Source organism: uncultured Gemella sp. (assembly GCF_963525165.1).
Taxonomy (GTDB): domain Bacteria; phylum Bacillota; class Bacilli; order Staphylococcales; family Gemellaceae; genus Gemella.
In genome coordinates this window covers 1-14,333 of the sequence record NZ_CAURJN010000045.1, presented here as the reverse complement: position 1 = coordinate 14,333, position 14,333 = coordinate 1, and the positions used below count along the sequence as shown (strand labels likewise).

The 14,333-nt window shown below is 30.6% G+C and carries 11 protein-coding genes and 1 riboswitch; of the genes, 8 read left to right on the top strand and 3 right to left on the bottom strand.

Annotated elements, in window-relative coordinates:
* Positions 1-97 precede the first annotated feature (97 nt).
* Positions 98-1,246 carry an MFS transporter gene (locus tag RWQ74_RS07930; RefSeq protein ID WP_314397753.1) on the bottom strand — a complete coding sequence of 383 codons (1,149 nt, stop codon included), beginning with the start codon at positions 1,244-1,246 and terminating at the stop codon, positions 98-100.
* Positions 1,247-1,625: 379 nt separating this feature from the next.
* Here RWQ74_RS07930 and RWQ74_RS07925 point away from each other — a divergent pair, with 379 nt between their 5' ends.
* The 7 genes from RWQ74_RS07925 (at position 1,626) to RWQ74_RS07895 (ending at position 8,496) form a co-directional block, all read left to right on the top strand.
* On the top strand, positions 1,626-2,255 hold the full coding sequence (locus RWQ74_RS07925; protein WP_314397752.1) for an MBL fold metallo-hydrolase: 630 nt from the start codon (positions 1,626-1,628) through the stop codon (positions 2,253-2,255).
* A gap of 19 nt (positions 2,256-2,274) precedes the next feature.
* Positions 2,275-2,778, top strand: coding sequence for a hypothetical protein (locus RWQ74_RS07920; protein WP_314397751.1), 504 nt, complete (start codon positions 2,275-2,277; stop codon positions 2,776-2,778).
* Positions 2,765-4,276 carry a PH domain-containing protein gene (locus RWQ74_RS07915; protein WP_314397749.1) on the top strand — a complete coding sequence of 504 codons (1,512 nt, stop codon included), beginning with the start codon at positions 2,765-2,767 and terminating at the stop codon, positions 4,274-4,276. Before RWQ74_RS07920 ends, RWQ74_RS07915 begins: the two co-directional genes overlap by 14 nt.
* Positions 4,269-4,760 (top strand): PH domain-containing protein, encoded by a 492-nt coding sequence (locus RWQ74_RS07910; protein ID WP_314086810.1) that lies wholly within the window; start codon positions 4,269-4,271, stop codon positions 4,758-4,760. The genes RWQ74_RS07915 and RWQ74_RS07910 overlap by 8 nt, the downstream gene beginning before the upstream one ends.
* A 683-nt stretch (positions 4,761-5,443) precedes the next feature.
* A riboswitch (SAM riboswitch) is annotated at positions 5,444-5,546 on the top strand.
* Between the two features lie 113 nt (positions 5,547-5,659).
* Entirely contained in the window at positions 5,660-6,841 is a 1,182-nt protein-coding gene (gene metK, locus RWQ74_RS07905) for a methionine adenosyltransferase (RefSeq protein ID WP_314397747.1), read from the top strand.
* 168 nt (positions 6,842-7,009) lie between these two features.
* A complete protein-coding gene (locus tag RWQ74_RS07900) occupies positions 7,010-7,369 on the top strand; it encodes a protozoan/cyanobacterial protein, globin family (protein ID WP_314397746.1) in 360 nt (119 codons plus the stop codon).
* Between the two features lie 200 nt (positions 7,370-7,569).
* Positions 7,570-8,496 (top strand): Rpn family recombination-promoting nuclease/putative transposase, encoded by a 927-nt coding sequence (locus RWQ74_RS07895; RefSeq protein ID WP_314397745.1) that lies wholly within the window; start codon positions 7,570-7,572, stop codon positions 8,494-8,496.
* Positions 8,497-8,782: 286 nt separating this feature from the next.
* On the opposite strand, the gene RWQ74_RS07890 is transcribed toward RWQ74_RS07895, so the two are convergent.
* Together RWQ74_RS07890 and RWQ74_RS07885 are read right to left on the bottom strand one after the other, a co-directional pair.
* On the bottom strand, positions 8,783-9,304 hold the full coding sequence (locus RWQ74_RS07890; RefSeq protein ID WP_314397744.1) for a sigma-70 family RNA polymerase sigma factor: 522 nt from the start codon (positions 9,302-9,304) through the stop codon (positions 8,783-8,785).
* A gap of 205 nt (positions 9,305-9,509) precedes the next feature.
* The gene (locus tag RWQ74_RS07885; protein ID WP_314397742.1) at positions 9,510-9,947 is read right to left on the bottom strand and encodes a sigma-70 family RNA polymerase sigma factor; all 438 of its coding nucleotides are present in this window, start codon (positions 9,945-9,947) and stop codon (positions 9,510-9,512) included.
* Between the two features lie 497 nt (positions 9,948-10,444).
* Here RWQ74_RS07885 and RWQ74_RS07880 point away from each other — a divergent pair.
* On the top strand, positions 10,445-14,333 hold a 3,889-nt coding region (locus RWQ74_RS07880; RefSeq protein ID WP_314397741.1), incomplete at its 3' end, for a YSIRK-type signal peptide-containing protein.

Genomic DNA, 14,333 nt, shown 5'->3' with positions numbered 1-14,333 from the left:
TAACGCATAAAAATACCCCTTTCACTGGTTTGTCCAGTAAAAGGGGTACATATCATTTCTTCGAAATCACGATTTTTGAGTCACTCCCTTTTAAATTTTATTTCTTGTTTCTTAAAACTGAGTAGCTAACTAATGTAGAAATTAGCATTAGAGCTGTAGTTATGAAAAATGGTGTTGTATATTTTTCGAGATGTAATGCTTCAGGAATTTTAGTAAGAACTACCGGAGTTAGAATTACACCGATATTACCACCAACTAAGATTACACTTGTCGCAAAGTTTATGAATTTATTCTCTAACTTTTTAGAAATATAGAAGAAGTTAAATGACATCGTTCCAACAAAACTGATTCCTATAAAGATAGCTGCGACATAGAATATAACAATATTATTTGTTAAAGCAAATAACACACTTCCAATTGTCATGAAACTTAACATTATAGGTAATGTTAGATTTTTGAATCTCTTAACTAAAATACCAAAAATAACTCCAGATAATATACCACTAAGAGCTAAAATTGTTAGTAGATTTCTAGCTACATCAGGTTGATAGTGGTATTTTTCAGCAAGTAGAGTGGGGATCTTGATAGTTGCTCCCATGTAAGAAATTCCCACTAAAAATGTTAATAGTGTTAAAAGAATAGTCTCTTTATGGAATTTAATACTAACTTTTTTATTATTTACATTTTCGGCATTAGGAACGAATAATAAGAATATAATAAATATCGGAAGTGCTAGAGCATAAACTAAAAATGTATATTGAATACCGTAGATTAATAAATATCCAGAAATAAATGTAGTCAATGCTTTACCAATATTTAAGAATGCTGTTCTTAGTCCAATCATAGTTCCACGGTGTTCTTCATCAAAGAAGTCACTTATCATACTAATAGAAAGTGAATTAAATAATCCAATACCAGTCCCAAGGAAAAGTCTACTAATTAAAACAACTTTGAAGTTAGTAGTGAAGGCAGGTACAATACCAAAGATAAATATTAGTAATAGACCAAGAAGTACTGTATTTTTTTTACCAATAAATTTAATAACGCCGTTACTAAGAAGAACAAAAATTGTTATCATCATAGCAGGTATTGTAGCTAAACTCTCTACAAAAGCCAGACCTATATTAGGGTTACTTGCATGATAAAAATTATATAAGTTTGGAATTACTGGAGAAATAGCAAGGTGTGACATTAATAAAATTGAAATACTAAGTAATGAAAACTTAGCGAATGAATTTAATTTCATGTTTTATCTCCTTTTTTCTTAGAAAATTAATAGGGATGTCTCAAAAGTCCTAAAATTCAACAAGGTTCATATGAGAACTCATAGACGGAGTGGTTTATTGATATTTAAATTCGCTTTATAAAAGCTTTTTAGAAATCTAATAAACTGTGCGGGGTGACTCTAAAAAATCGATTTTTCCAAAATCACGGTTTTTGTGTTACTCCCAAAAAACTAAGTTTTTATGAAACCATACTACACAAGTATAAAAAAAATATTAGATAAGGTCAAGTGATGTGGGGGAAATATAAGTAAAGAAAGAAAACTGCTAATTAACACTTGTTTATAATAAAATTATAAGATAAAATAAAGATAATAATAATTATGGAAAGGTTTTGATAAAATGGCAAAAGCAGAGATTCGAAGAATAGTAATGGATATGGTAGATGAAAACTGTTATATAGTATATAAAAATGGACGAGGTGTTATTGTCGATCCAGGTGAAGGTTTTGATAGAATACAAAAAGCTGTAGACGAATTAAATGTAAAAATTGAAGCAATATTGCTGACTCATGCTCATTTTGATCACATTATGTCACTAGATGAGTGTAGAAAACACTACGGAGTACCTGTATATATTTCAGGGCATGAACGTGATTGGTTACAAAATCCGGATTTTAACGGTTCAACATTGTTCCGTTTAAGAAGACCACCTATGACAGACCCGGCGGAATTTGAGTTTGAAGAAAATAAAAAATACGAAATTGCTGGTTTAAGTTTTACAGTACTACCGACACCAGGACATTCTCCAGGGGGAGTATCATTTGATTTTGGTAAGTTTATAGTAGTTGGAGATGCATTATTTAGAAGCGGTTTTGGTCGTTATGATTTATATGGATCAGATTATGATGCCTTGAAAAATTCACTAGGAAATGTATTATTTAAGCTTGATGGTGCGAAAATAGTATATCCAGGTCATGGGGACGAGACTACAATTGAACGTGAACGAGGTCTAAATCTTATCGATTGTTAATAAAAAAAGGAGGGATTTTATGAGAAAGTATATAGGAAGACTATACGTTGATTATTTTTTCTTTAATGTTTGGGCAATATGTATAACATGTGTTGCACTAGCTTCTGTGATTTTTAAACTTATCGGTTTTGAAGAAGTGTTCGGTGTAGATTTATATATTATTCTATGGGTATTATTAGGATTAGTATTTTTAAATCATGTTATAGTTGTAATGCTTAGGGATAAGTATGAGTACAATACATTTTTTGAAATTACAGATGAACATTTTAAACTAGCTTCAACATTGATGTATACATTTTTTAAGTTGGAGGAAGTAGCACCACTTAGGAATATACTAGATTACACAATTAAACAAAATATATTGTCTAAAAAATTCAATATTTATAAGGTTAGTATAAACACTGGTTCAGAAAAATTAAGCTTTTATGTTTCTAAAAAAGATGTAGAACAGTTAGAAAACCTATTGTTAACTATACTAGAAAACAATCTTAATTATAGGAGGTATAAAGATGAAGAATATTAAAAAAAGTCGAGTGCATCCTATGGTTATTATGGATTCTGTAATTACAGGATTTAGATTATTTGGTATTTTTATGGTGATAGCATTAAAAGAGCAAAATTGGAAATATTATTTACTAGTTTTGTCGGGATTTCTTCTACTAATAGTAATAGGTATATTTGATTATTTCTTAAAAAGTTATGAAGTACGTGATGGGGCTCTAATTTACACAAAAGGAATAATAAATAAAGAAGCAAAAAATATAAATCTTGAAAATATCCAGTCAATCGACATGAGTTCTAACGTATTGTATCAAGCATTTAATCTGCTTTCGGTGGATATTAATCTTGTTGGAGGTAAAATTAGGATAAAACCTCTGAAGAAGGAAGTCGCATTAAACTTAATTGACATACTAAGAGAATTAAAACAAGATCAAGATGAATCAGAAGATATAACTTCAGATCAAGAAGAAAGAATTCAAGAAATTCAAAAAGAAATACTAAGATTGTCTGTGAAAGACCTTGCATTTTATGGACTACTTAGGGTTAGGTTCTTTGCAGCTTTAGGGTTAATATTAGCATTAAATGGTAAGATTCGAGATGTATTCAAATATCTCTTCGACAATGAAGCTTATTTTGACGAACTTCTTCAAAAAAATGCTAAGTCAGTCGCGGGCAACGTAACAGCCATATTTATAATAATTGGGATATTTATGATTTTAGTAGTAATTGCATCGATTGTTCATACGATTGTAAAATATTATAACTTTATCCTGACGACAAAAGATAATAATTTACTGTGTAAATATGGTCTGTTAAATAAAAAATCATTAGTTATTGATATTGACAGAATTCAAAGTGTAAAATTGATATATCCTTTGCGTTATCGTTTTTTCGGACTTGCGAAATTATCTGTTGAAACCTTAACTAATAACGTATCAGAAGATTTAAGTGAACAAAAATCTACGATAGATGTCTTACCTCTAGTAAAAAAAGATTTTGCACAAAATTTTGTGAAAAATAATCTAGATATTGATTTAGAGTACTATGAAAGTTTAGAAAGTGAGAAAATACAACGAAAAGCTAGAATTGCTTTGTATCGTTGGAGTTTGTTTAATTGCAGTCCTCTACCGATAATAGTATTTGCAATATTATATTTTGCTAATATTGATTTCAAGCTAGAGTATAAAGTTTTGAGTTCGCTTGCTCTTTATCTTATCTTAGTTTCGTATAGTATTTTAGTTAAAAACTATATGTTGAAATATAACGAGCTTTCTTATGATAGACATTACTTTAAGAATACGTTTATGAGACAATTGACAATAATAACAGAATTCATTAAGGTGAAAAAAGTAGGAACAATTAATAGTAGGACGAACTATTTTATGAGTAAAAGAAATCTTGCTCATATATCAATAAATTCTATTGGGGTAAACTCAGATATTAAGTTGAAATATTATGATAGAGGATACAAAGAAAAATTAGAAAGAGATTTTATAGTTTCGGAGGTAGGTTATGAGTAGAATATTTGAAAAAAAATCGTGTAATTTACCACAGAGGTCTGTACAATATATAAGAATACACTTTGGCATATATGCTCTAGTTCTCTTATCACCAGTTATTGGTAAAAGTGTATATGACTATTTTAAAACGGAAATAAATTATAAGTTTCTTGGTCTAGGTATATTAGTGATATTAATAATATATGCTATAGTGGCTTTAGTTATTCCACCTTTAGTAATTAGAAATTATTCTTATGAGATAGATGATATGGGAGTATCGGAAGTTGAGGGAGTATTTTTTAAGAGTAAAAAAACTTTGCCTTATAATACTATCCAAGATGTTACGATACATACAGGACCAATTTTAAATAAGTTTAAATTGGCTAATATACAAGTAACGGGAATATATAGCAAATTATGGATTGATTATCTGCCCATTGAAGAAGCGGAGAAGTTAAAAGAAAAAATTCTCCAAGAAAGAAGTAAATACAATATTGAATATTGATTTTACTATATCATTTCAAGAATTTTATTTGACAATTAGCTGATATTAGTTTAGAATATAGGTATAAAGAGTAAGTAAAAACATAAAAGTAAAACACTAGCACCCGTTACAATGCTAGTGTTTTTATTATGATGAACATAATAAGGCTTATCGTTGTATATTAGAGTGCTTTTCATCAAGCCATTTGGGAGTGACTCAAAAATCGTGATTTCGGAGAAATCGATTTTGTCGAGTCACCCCCGCACAGTTTATTAGGTATCTAAAGAGCTTTTATAAAGCGAATTTAGATATCAATAAACCACTGCGTCTATGAGTTTTCATGTTAACTATTTTTAAAATCTAGTACTTTTGGCTCAGATTCCACAAAGTATTTTATCACCTCCTACTATCGCAGGATTTGATTTGTTATCAACGACAAGTTAATTATATCATAGAAGAAGGGTAATGGAACAATAATATTAATATCTCTTCTGTGTGCTAAGTATGAAAAGGAAAAAAATTAAATCGATAAGACGAGTTCTAACAATCCTCATTGAAGAAGCGGAGAAGTTAAAGGAAAAATTCTCCAAGAAAGAAGTAAATACAATATTGAATATTGATTTTACTATATCATTTTTACTTTATCGTTTGACAAATTAGAAAAAGTATATTAAAATCTAATATGCTGATAAAAGAAATATAAATACTTATCAAGAGTGAGTGAGGGATAAGGCCCGTTGAACTCCGGCAACCTAATCAATTGATTAAGGTGCTTTCCTTAGCAAAGTTTACTTTGAGCGATGAGGTATAAAAAAGACCTTGTCTATAAGATAAGGTCTTTTATTTTATAATTAATGAGATATTAAGGATCTAGAGGAGATTTGTATTAATATCAGACAAAAATATTTTAGGAGAAAAAAATGAGCAAAACATATTTATTTACATCAGAATCAGTTACAGAAGGACACCCAGATAAAATTGCTGACCAAGTGTCAGATGCGATTTTAGATGCGATTTTAGAGCAAGATCCGTATGGACGTGTAGCTTGTGAGACTTGTGTAAACACAGGATTAGCAGTGCTTATAGGAGAAGTTTCTACAACAGCAAATGTTGACTTCCAACAAATCGTACGTGATACAATTAATGAAATTGGATATAATGATCCTAATAAAGGATATTCAGGTGATCACATTTCAGTACTTGTTGGTTTAGATAAACAATCTCCAGACATCGCACTTGGAGTTGATAATTCGCTAGAAACAAAACAACAAAAAGAAGAAAATGAAGTAGGTGCTGGAGACCAAGGTCTTATGTTTGGATTTGCAACTAACGAAACACCAACATTTATGCCACTACCAATCTACCTAAGTCAAAAACTTTCAAAACAATTAGCAGAAGTTAGAAAAAATGGAACTCTTACATACTTAGGTCCAGATGGAAAAGTACAAGTAACAATCGAATACGATGTAAATCACAAAGTTAATAGAATTGACACAATTGTAGTTTCTACACAACATGATGCAGATGTAAGTCAAGAGCAAATCCATGCTGATATTAAAAAATACGTAATTGAGCCATGTCTAGATAAAGACTTACTAGATGAAAATACTAAGTATTTCATCAATCCAACAGGAAGATTCGTAATTGGTGGACCAGTTGGAGATGCTGGGCTTACAGGACGTAAAATTATCGTTGATACATATGGTGGATTCTCACGTCACGGTGGTGGAGCATTTAGTGGTAAAGATGCGACTAAAGTAGATAGATCTGGAGCTTATATGGCTAGATATATCGCTAAAAACATCGTAGCTAGTGGTATCTGTGATAAAGCAGAGGTTCAGTTAGCTTATGCAATTGGAGTAGCACACCCAGTATCAATCTTTGTTGAAACATTCGGAACTTCAAAAGTTGATGAAGGAGATATCGTTAAAACTATTAAAGAAGAATTCCGTTTAACACCAAATGGAATCATCGAAACTTTAGATTTAAGAAAACCAATCTTCAAGAAAACAGCAGCTTACGGTCACTTTGGACGTGAAGATGTAGAATTTACTTGGGAGAAAACTGATAAAGTAGAAGAATTTAAAAAATTATTAAAATAGTATTATTAAAGCGTAGAGTAGGGTGAACCTAATTTACGCTTTTTAATTATCTAAAGTTATATTTTTATGCATTGTGAAAGTATTTTAATTGCAAAAAAATCTTTTATGTAGTTTAATATAATTAAGGACAAAAAGTGAATAAAATATGTATAAATTGTGGAGGTAATTATGAACCTATATGAACAAATAGGAGAAGAGAAGATTGATGAGTTAGTTATGCATATGTATGACGATATTATACCTAATGACGATAGAATTAATCTTTTATTTAATGATGGATTTGATAAAATTAAAATAGAACAAAAACGATTTTTCAGATTATTCTTAGGGCAACCAGGTCATTCAATCTTTGCTACGCCAGATCTTAGAAAAAAACATATGAAACTGCCTATTTCAATAAAAGAGGCAAAATATTGGCTTGAGGACTTTGAACTGGCGCTGGACAGAATAGATATAGATCCAGCAATTAAAAAATTCTTTAGTCAAAAAATTAATTCATTAACAATGCAAATGATAAATACAATATAATGGGAAAATGTAAAAGATGATTATATTTGAAATATGACACTTTTACATTTTTTATTTAGAAATTTGAGTATGTTTGTTTAAAGATAAAATCTATGATATCAATAGAAAAAATAATTTTTTTTTAGTATAATAAAGTTAGAAATAGGGTAGGAATTAAAATTAAAAAATATTATTAAGTAATGAAAATAGGGGGATTCAAAATGGAAAATATAAGACATAAAGATGTGAAACCGATGATGGATTTGATTGCGAAAAAAATATTTAGCGATACAGAAATAACCGCGGAGTTTATTCGGGATATTTTGGAGTTGCCGGTCGAAAGTGTAAAAATATTAGATGGAACTCAAATACACGTAACAACTAGTAAAATCTTACCAGATTTCACGACACAGGTAGATGTACTAGCAGAATTAAATGACAAAACACAAGTTGTGATAGAAATACAAGTAGCCTACCAAACGGATTTTATAAAAAGACTATGGATATATATCTGCGAGCAAGTCTCAAAAAATTTGGATAGTTATAAAGGTGATAATATATTAACTCATCATCTAGCGAAAGAATTAATACCAGTTTATGCAGTGGCGATAACAGAGGAAAATTATTTTGAAGATGATAGAGCAATTCACAGTTTTAGTTTAAGAGATAGTGAAACAAAAGAAGAATTAAAAGTTAGAGTAAAAGGAATAGAAGAGAAAAGAAATCTAGTACAAATAGCATTTTTGGAGTTAAAAAAATACAAACCAGAGATGAAAGCAAGTTATAATAAAGTACGCTGGATGGAATTATTTGGTAACAAACCATTTACACACAAACCGGGAAATATAATAGCGAAGGCGGATAGAATACTAGATGTAAAAGAGTGGAATAAGGAGGATAGAGCTATGTTTGATGAGTACATAAGAGCTTGGGATGGTTGGAATGCGCATCTAGCTTATGTAGAAGAGTCTAGAGAAGAGGCATTAGAGCAAGGTCTTCAACAAGGAATAGAACAAGGAATTCAACGAGGAAGAGAAGAAGGGAAATTAAGTACAATGATAAACTTAGTAAATAAAGGTGCTATAACAAAAGAGTATGCGTGTGAAGAGCTAGGGGTATCTGAGCAAGAATTTGAGAAATATTTATAGTTGAAATAGTAAATAATGTTTAAACCAAGTTGTAATAACAACGTAAATTCGAAAAAATCTATTGAGAGTTTATTCAAAATATAACACAAGAACAAAGGACAGGAAGTAAAATTATTACTTTCTGTTCTTTTTTGATTATTAAATTAAAAACTAGCCATATATAGTAGTTTTTTAGTTTTATATTCTTTAATATATCTGTTTCTAGTAGAAAATAATCTTTAAATAATGAAACCAAAATACGAAATTTAATGAAATAAGTAGATGTCTACATAGAGTGGATAAAATCCTAAATATTTAATAGAAACTGTTCACAAACTCCCTTAATATGTTTGTGTAGTCTGTATGCACTAGCAAGTGATATTCCTAAAGCAATAGCTGTCTTTTTAACATTTAATGTCTTTGTATATTCCTCGAAAAATTCCCATTCAGAAAGATTTAATGTATCTTTCAGATAATTTATAAGTTCGATATATAAGAAATCATAATCATTGCAAACCACATCAGAATTATTTTCGAATATATCTAAAGGAATACTCTCGTGTCTGTTTCTTCTACGAATTTCATCGATGAGTTTTCTCTTAATAGTTACAAAAGCAAATCTATCAAAATCGGAAGGATCTATCCCACCATCTTGTAAGATGAGAAAACTAACAAGAAGTCCCTCCATCCCATAACCATAAAACTCATCATGCAATTTCTGTGGAATATTTACTTTATATAGCGCTCTTTTAATAAGAAATTTTTTAACCTCTAATAATTCGTAAAATCTTTGAGTGTCATCTTCGTTTAATTCTATAAAACTTTTCATTATAATTGTCCTCCTATAGCTCCTCTCTATGTAGAACATCTCCTATAAGGACGAATCATGTAATTATAAATGTGAAAATCAAAATAAATATAGTAAATAGAAATATAATAGGTGATTTAGTAGACTCCCACTCTTACAAAAGATTAAAACCCCCTCATTATTATAAGTGAAAAAAATAGCCTTTTGTCACAAAAAACTAAAAAATTTATCTAGTTATATTGTCAAAAAAATCCTCTTCATATTCTTTTAACAAAATAGCTAATTTTTTCAGTAGCATTTCTTGGTGACGCTTGACTTTTGTAGGATGATTAAGGTTATTCTGTATAGCTCCTCGTAAAGATGAATTTTTTACATATAGCTTATACAGAAGTAATTGATCCTCTATAGAAAGAGTAGCTAAAGCATCATAAAGTGCATTATACAAATGTTCTTTGATAATCGTTTCTGTAGATAATGCAGAATAATCCTTAATTCGACTCTCCCCAGTGTTGTTTTCGGAAGAATAGTTCTCATAATAAATTAAGCCACTTTTCTTAAGCTTTTTAGCGGAATAATTAGTGCGATTTTGAATTGAATTTATCTGAGAATATATCTCCCTACTAACAGGAACTTTTATATTGTTTTTTATTTTAAAGTAATACATACGTTTACTCCTCCCATTTTATCTGTAAGAGAGGGAGAGAGGGGAATATAGATTATACATAGTTTGAGAAAATCTGTAAAGAGATAAAATGAATGAGAATAAATTTATTTAAAATATAAAATTATTAAGAAAAATTCTAAAAAGCTATATATTATAATTTCATAATACTAATAAGATAAATATTTTTTTATTTATATACTTTATTTTAACTGTAAAAAATAATTATAAAATATTGAAACAAAAAAAAAAAAAAAACTTGTAGGGGCGAGATTTTTATATGAATTATATATAAATATCAATTATTTTCATATTATAATTATTTTATAAATTATTATTAGATTTAATCGTGGAAATAAGTTATGTTTAAAGTTGATTTAAGCCGGATGTTGTATTATAATTAAAGTGTTTACAAGTTTTTATTTATTAGATTGTTAACAACAAAAATATAAATTATATTAAATATTAAGAGAAATTATGAAAAAGGAGTAATGATATTTATGAGATATCAATATAAAAATGGTGAAAAACTAACGCGTTTTTCAATAAGAAAATATCATTTTGGTGCTGCCAGTGTAGCTGTAGCATCACTTATTTTCTTCGGTGGCGGAATGTCCGCTAAGGCAGAAAATATTCCTATATCGCAAGCTGGTCAAGGTGGTGCCAATACTGCGAATGCTACGACTGGTACCGATAAGAATGTCGGTGGCGACTCTGGGAATTCTACTGTAATTCAGAATAATTCTGCGACTTTAGAAACAACAGCGACAGCATTACCAACTGCAAAAGTAGATAAAAGTGTATTAAATAAACTAACACTTTCTTTAGATACATCAATTAAAGGTGCGGACAAAGAAAAAATTGCTAGCATCTCTAGTGAACTTGATAAAGTTTTAGCTGACGCAAAAGAATTATTAAAAAATGAAAAGGCTACTACTGAAGAAGTTAATAAACAAATCGATAAATTAACTAAAGCTAAGAAAAAATTAGAAGCTACTATTGCTGAAGCTGACAAAAAAGCTGAAGAAGATAAGAAAGCTAAAGAGTCAGAAAAAGATCGTAGTGCTGAGGTAGAAGCTTCGAATAGTGAAACAGCAATGCCTACTAGAAGTGCTCGTGGAAGAAAAGGAAGAACTACAGAAGTTCAACCAGTAGATAGCGAAAATGCAACTCCAAAAGTAGAAGCAGTGATGTCTAATAAAGTAACTGCATCTAAAGAATTACCTACGTACACAAATGGAGCAGACACTTATGCATTAGCGGAAGAAATGCGTGGGATTGTTAAGTACTTAAAAGATAATGGGGCTGATGATACTAAAGTAGCTTTAATCAAAGCTAACTATGATAAGTTAAATGAAACTTTAGGGGCGCATGAAGATGGTCTGTTATCTGAAGAAGAATTTAATAAAGCGTTAGCTGATCTTAAACAAGCTAGAGCTATAAAAGAAGGATTATTATCTAGTGATAATAATAGGGGCGAAGCAGTATTACCTAAATCTGAAGCAATATTAAATCGTCAAACACGTGAATATGGATTGAATTTCCAAGATTCTCGAGAATATTATTATGAAGATGGAAAAAGAGGTATTTCTCCATATAGTAAATATACGTATGTGTTTCACAATTATCGTGCAACTAATGCGCCTAAATTTGACCATCAGCCAGTTAGTAATGCTGAAAAATATATCCATGTTCGTGTGGATCCAACGGATACAGGATTTTTATGGACAGTTTCTGTAAATGCTGGTCGTTTTAGTAATACGACGAATGATAGTTATTGGTTTACTATTCCAAAAGGTCAAAACTATAAACAAGGTTCAGCTAATGTAGATGTTCAAAATCTACAAGGTACTAATTCGTATCAAGGGGATGGTTCTCTTGAAGGAGCAATGAGACAAGCAGGACTTTTACAAGTAAATAAAGGAGCTAACCTTAAAGGGGTATTTCGTTATGGTAAGGTAGGGGCTAACGCTTATAAAACAGATAATTTTGAGGCTTTAGCTCGTGAAAACGTTGATGCACCAACAGATAAAGGGTTATATAATCGTGTTCTTGAACAGGGAGAGGAACAAAATCTTTCGAATGCAAAATTTAATAAAATTAAAAAAACAGGCGGAGACTTGTATTATTTTGAACAACCTAGTAATGTTTTTAAATATACGATTACATTTGAAACAGTAGGGGATGCTAGTGATCCAAATAGAAATGACCCAGATGATTTAGTTTATGCTGCTGGATTTAAAGGAATTACTCGTGCGGATAAAGTTTATCGTGTACTTGTAAACCAATGGCATGCTCAAACAGATACCGAGATAAGTAATATTGACCGTTATAGAATGACTCTGAAAAATGGAGGAACATTCTTTGTCGAACAAAACAAATACTACAATAGAGGTTGGCCAGATAGTGATTATTTAGGAATTGGTAAATGGTATGGAACTAAAAACTTAAATCCTGACATAAAAAAAGTGGACGGAATTATTACTTTTGGAGATCAACAGAACTTTACAAGTATTGACTTCTTTTCTTATATAAACTATAAAGCGCAAAGAGGAAAAGATTTTGAAAGAATCAAATATGAAGCCAATCACGACCATGGTCAGACATTTACGTTCTATAGAGAAGATGGTACTCCTATTTCACAAAAAGATTTAGGGGCTGAAGCAGGTGGCTCTCCTGGTGTTCATACTTATTATTATAAACGTTATTTCACGAGTGATGGTTCATCTGATAGTGGGAAATTCAGATTTATTGTGAAGCTAAAAAATCCAGTTTTAGCTCCAACTACAAAATATGCGGGTGAAAATCATACTTTTACGGCTAGTGGAAGCACTAAAGGAAGTCCTGTAACATTATGGCGTGAATATATAGATGAAAGTGGTCATAAACAAACTCAAGAAATAGACACAAAAGTTGTTGAAAATAACAATGGTACTGTTACATTTAAAGAAATTACCTTGGAAAAAGGAAAATATTATGTTCATTCAAAAATAGCAACGGATTCATATCTAGATTACAATGGTAAAAAACATTCAACTGTAGAGTCTGATCCAGTAACAGAAAATCAAAAAAATGTGATTGTAGAACCTCCTGTTGTGAAGATTAATGGTCATAAATTAACGACGAATGCAAATGATAATCAATTTATTATTTATAAAGGAGCAAACTTCAATCCAACGTTCCAAGTAGAAAATGAAGGAAATCAGGTAAACTACTTAAAAGTTACGAATATTCCAAGAGGTGTATGGTTTAATAACGTTAACGGAAGTGACAAAGAAAAAGTAAATATGGCTTCAGGTTCGACACATACATTGGCTGATAATACGGTAGAAAATTCTGCTAGGGATGGAGAGGCAAGTGTAACTGTTCGTAATCATAATAATAGAGAAGTAGTCTATAAATTTAAGTATATTATAGCGGATGTTCAACCAAGTAATGCTTCAAGAGATAAGCGTGTTGGTGATACTTTGGGGAATCCTCAGAGCTATGTTAAGGCTGTTGTTAATGGTGGCGAAGGCGATCAATACTTCCCTTCTGGGATGAGATTTGGCTGGGTAACAAATCGAGCAACATTGGCAAATGAGAACACAGTCTTGGATAGACCAGGGAATATAGGGGATTATAATGCGCAAGTCATTTTCCCAAATAATAGACCAGTTGAAAAAGAGATTGATCATGTAAATTATACTATTTATACTCCATCTCCAAAAACAGTTCCAGTCAGATTTAATGTGACAGATAATGTTGCACCAACTGTTAAAATGACAAATCCGAATAATACTGATTCTACACTGGGAGATTCTGAAAATGGAGCTCCAGAGGTAGAGGTATTTAGAGGAGCAACTTTAAATATTCCATTAAAAATGCATGATAATAATGTGCATGGAAAAATTAATATTAAGCAAATTAGTGGATTGCCTGCTGGAGTTACCTTAAAAGACGGAAATACTGTTATAAATAATGGAAATACTCTTTCAAAAAATAGTGGTTCAGAAACAAATCCTGTGACTGCTACTATTACGGGTACAGTGGCTCCTAATGCTACATTAGGAACAAATGTTGTTACCTTAAAAGTTTCAGACGATACAACAGGAAATGTAGATAGAGGAAATCAAGCTACACTTAAATTCAAAGTTAAAACATATGATTTAGCCTTTGAAGAGAAAGGTACCCCAGTTGACGACAACACTCGTTCAGATGTTTTAAGACTTAATGAAAACAGTGTGGATCCAAATTATTATTTAGCCATTACTGATGGAAGAAATGTTACTAATAACTGGGGTAGTGGGATGGTATTCCGCTATCTAAAAGAAAATAATGAAATTAGAGAACATGTTTCTTTTGATAAGATTGGAAAACATTCAGTTAAGGCAAGAGCTTATTTCCCTA

Excerpts from the sequence above, each read along its gene's own strand:
- RWQ74_RS07930 (WP_314397753.1), bottom strand. The coding sequence starts at position 1,246 with ATGAAATTAAATTCATTCGCTAAGTTTTCATTACTTAGTATTTCAATT.
- RWQ74_RS07925 (WP_314397752.1), top strand. The coding sequence starts at position 1,626 with ATGGCAAAAGCAGAGATTCGAAGAATAGTAATGGATATGGTAGATGAA.
- RWQ74_RS07920 (WP_314397751.1), top strand. The coding sequence starts at position 2,275 with ATGAGAAAGTATATAGGAAGACTATACGTTGATTATTTTTTCTTTAAT.
- RWQ74_RS07915 (WP_314397749.1), top strand. The coding sequence starts at position 2,765 with ATGAAGAATATTAAAAAAAGTCGAGTGCATCCTATGGTTATTATGGAT.
- RWQ74_RS07910 (WP_314086810.1), top strand. The coding sequence starts at position 4,269 with ATGAGTAGAATATTTGAAAAAAAATCGTGTAATTTACCACAGAGGTCT.
- metK (WP_314397747.1), top strand. The coding sequence starts at position 5,660 with ATGAGCAAAACATATTTATTTACATCAGAATCAGTTACAGAAGGACAC.
- RWQ74_RS07900 (WP_314397746.1), top strand. The coding sequence starts at position 7,010 with ATGAACCTATATGAACAAATAGGAGAAGAGAAGATTGATGAGTTAGTT.
- RWQ74_RS07895 (WP_314397745.1), top strand. The coding sequence starts at position 7,570 with ATGGAAAATATAAGACATAAAGATGTGAAACCGATGATGGATTTGATT.
- RWQ74_RS07890 (WP_314397744.1), bottom strand. The coding sequence starts at position 9,304 with ATGAAAAGTTTTATAGAATTAAACGAAGATGACACTCAAAGATTTTAC.
- RWQ74_RS07885 (WP_314397742.1), bottom strand. The coding sequence starts at position 9,947 with ATGTATTACTTTAAAATAAAAAACAATATAAAAGTTCCTGTTAGTAGG.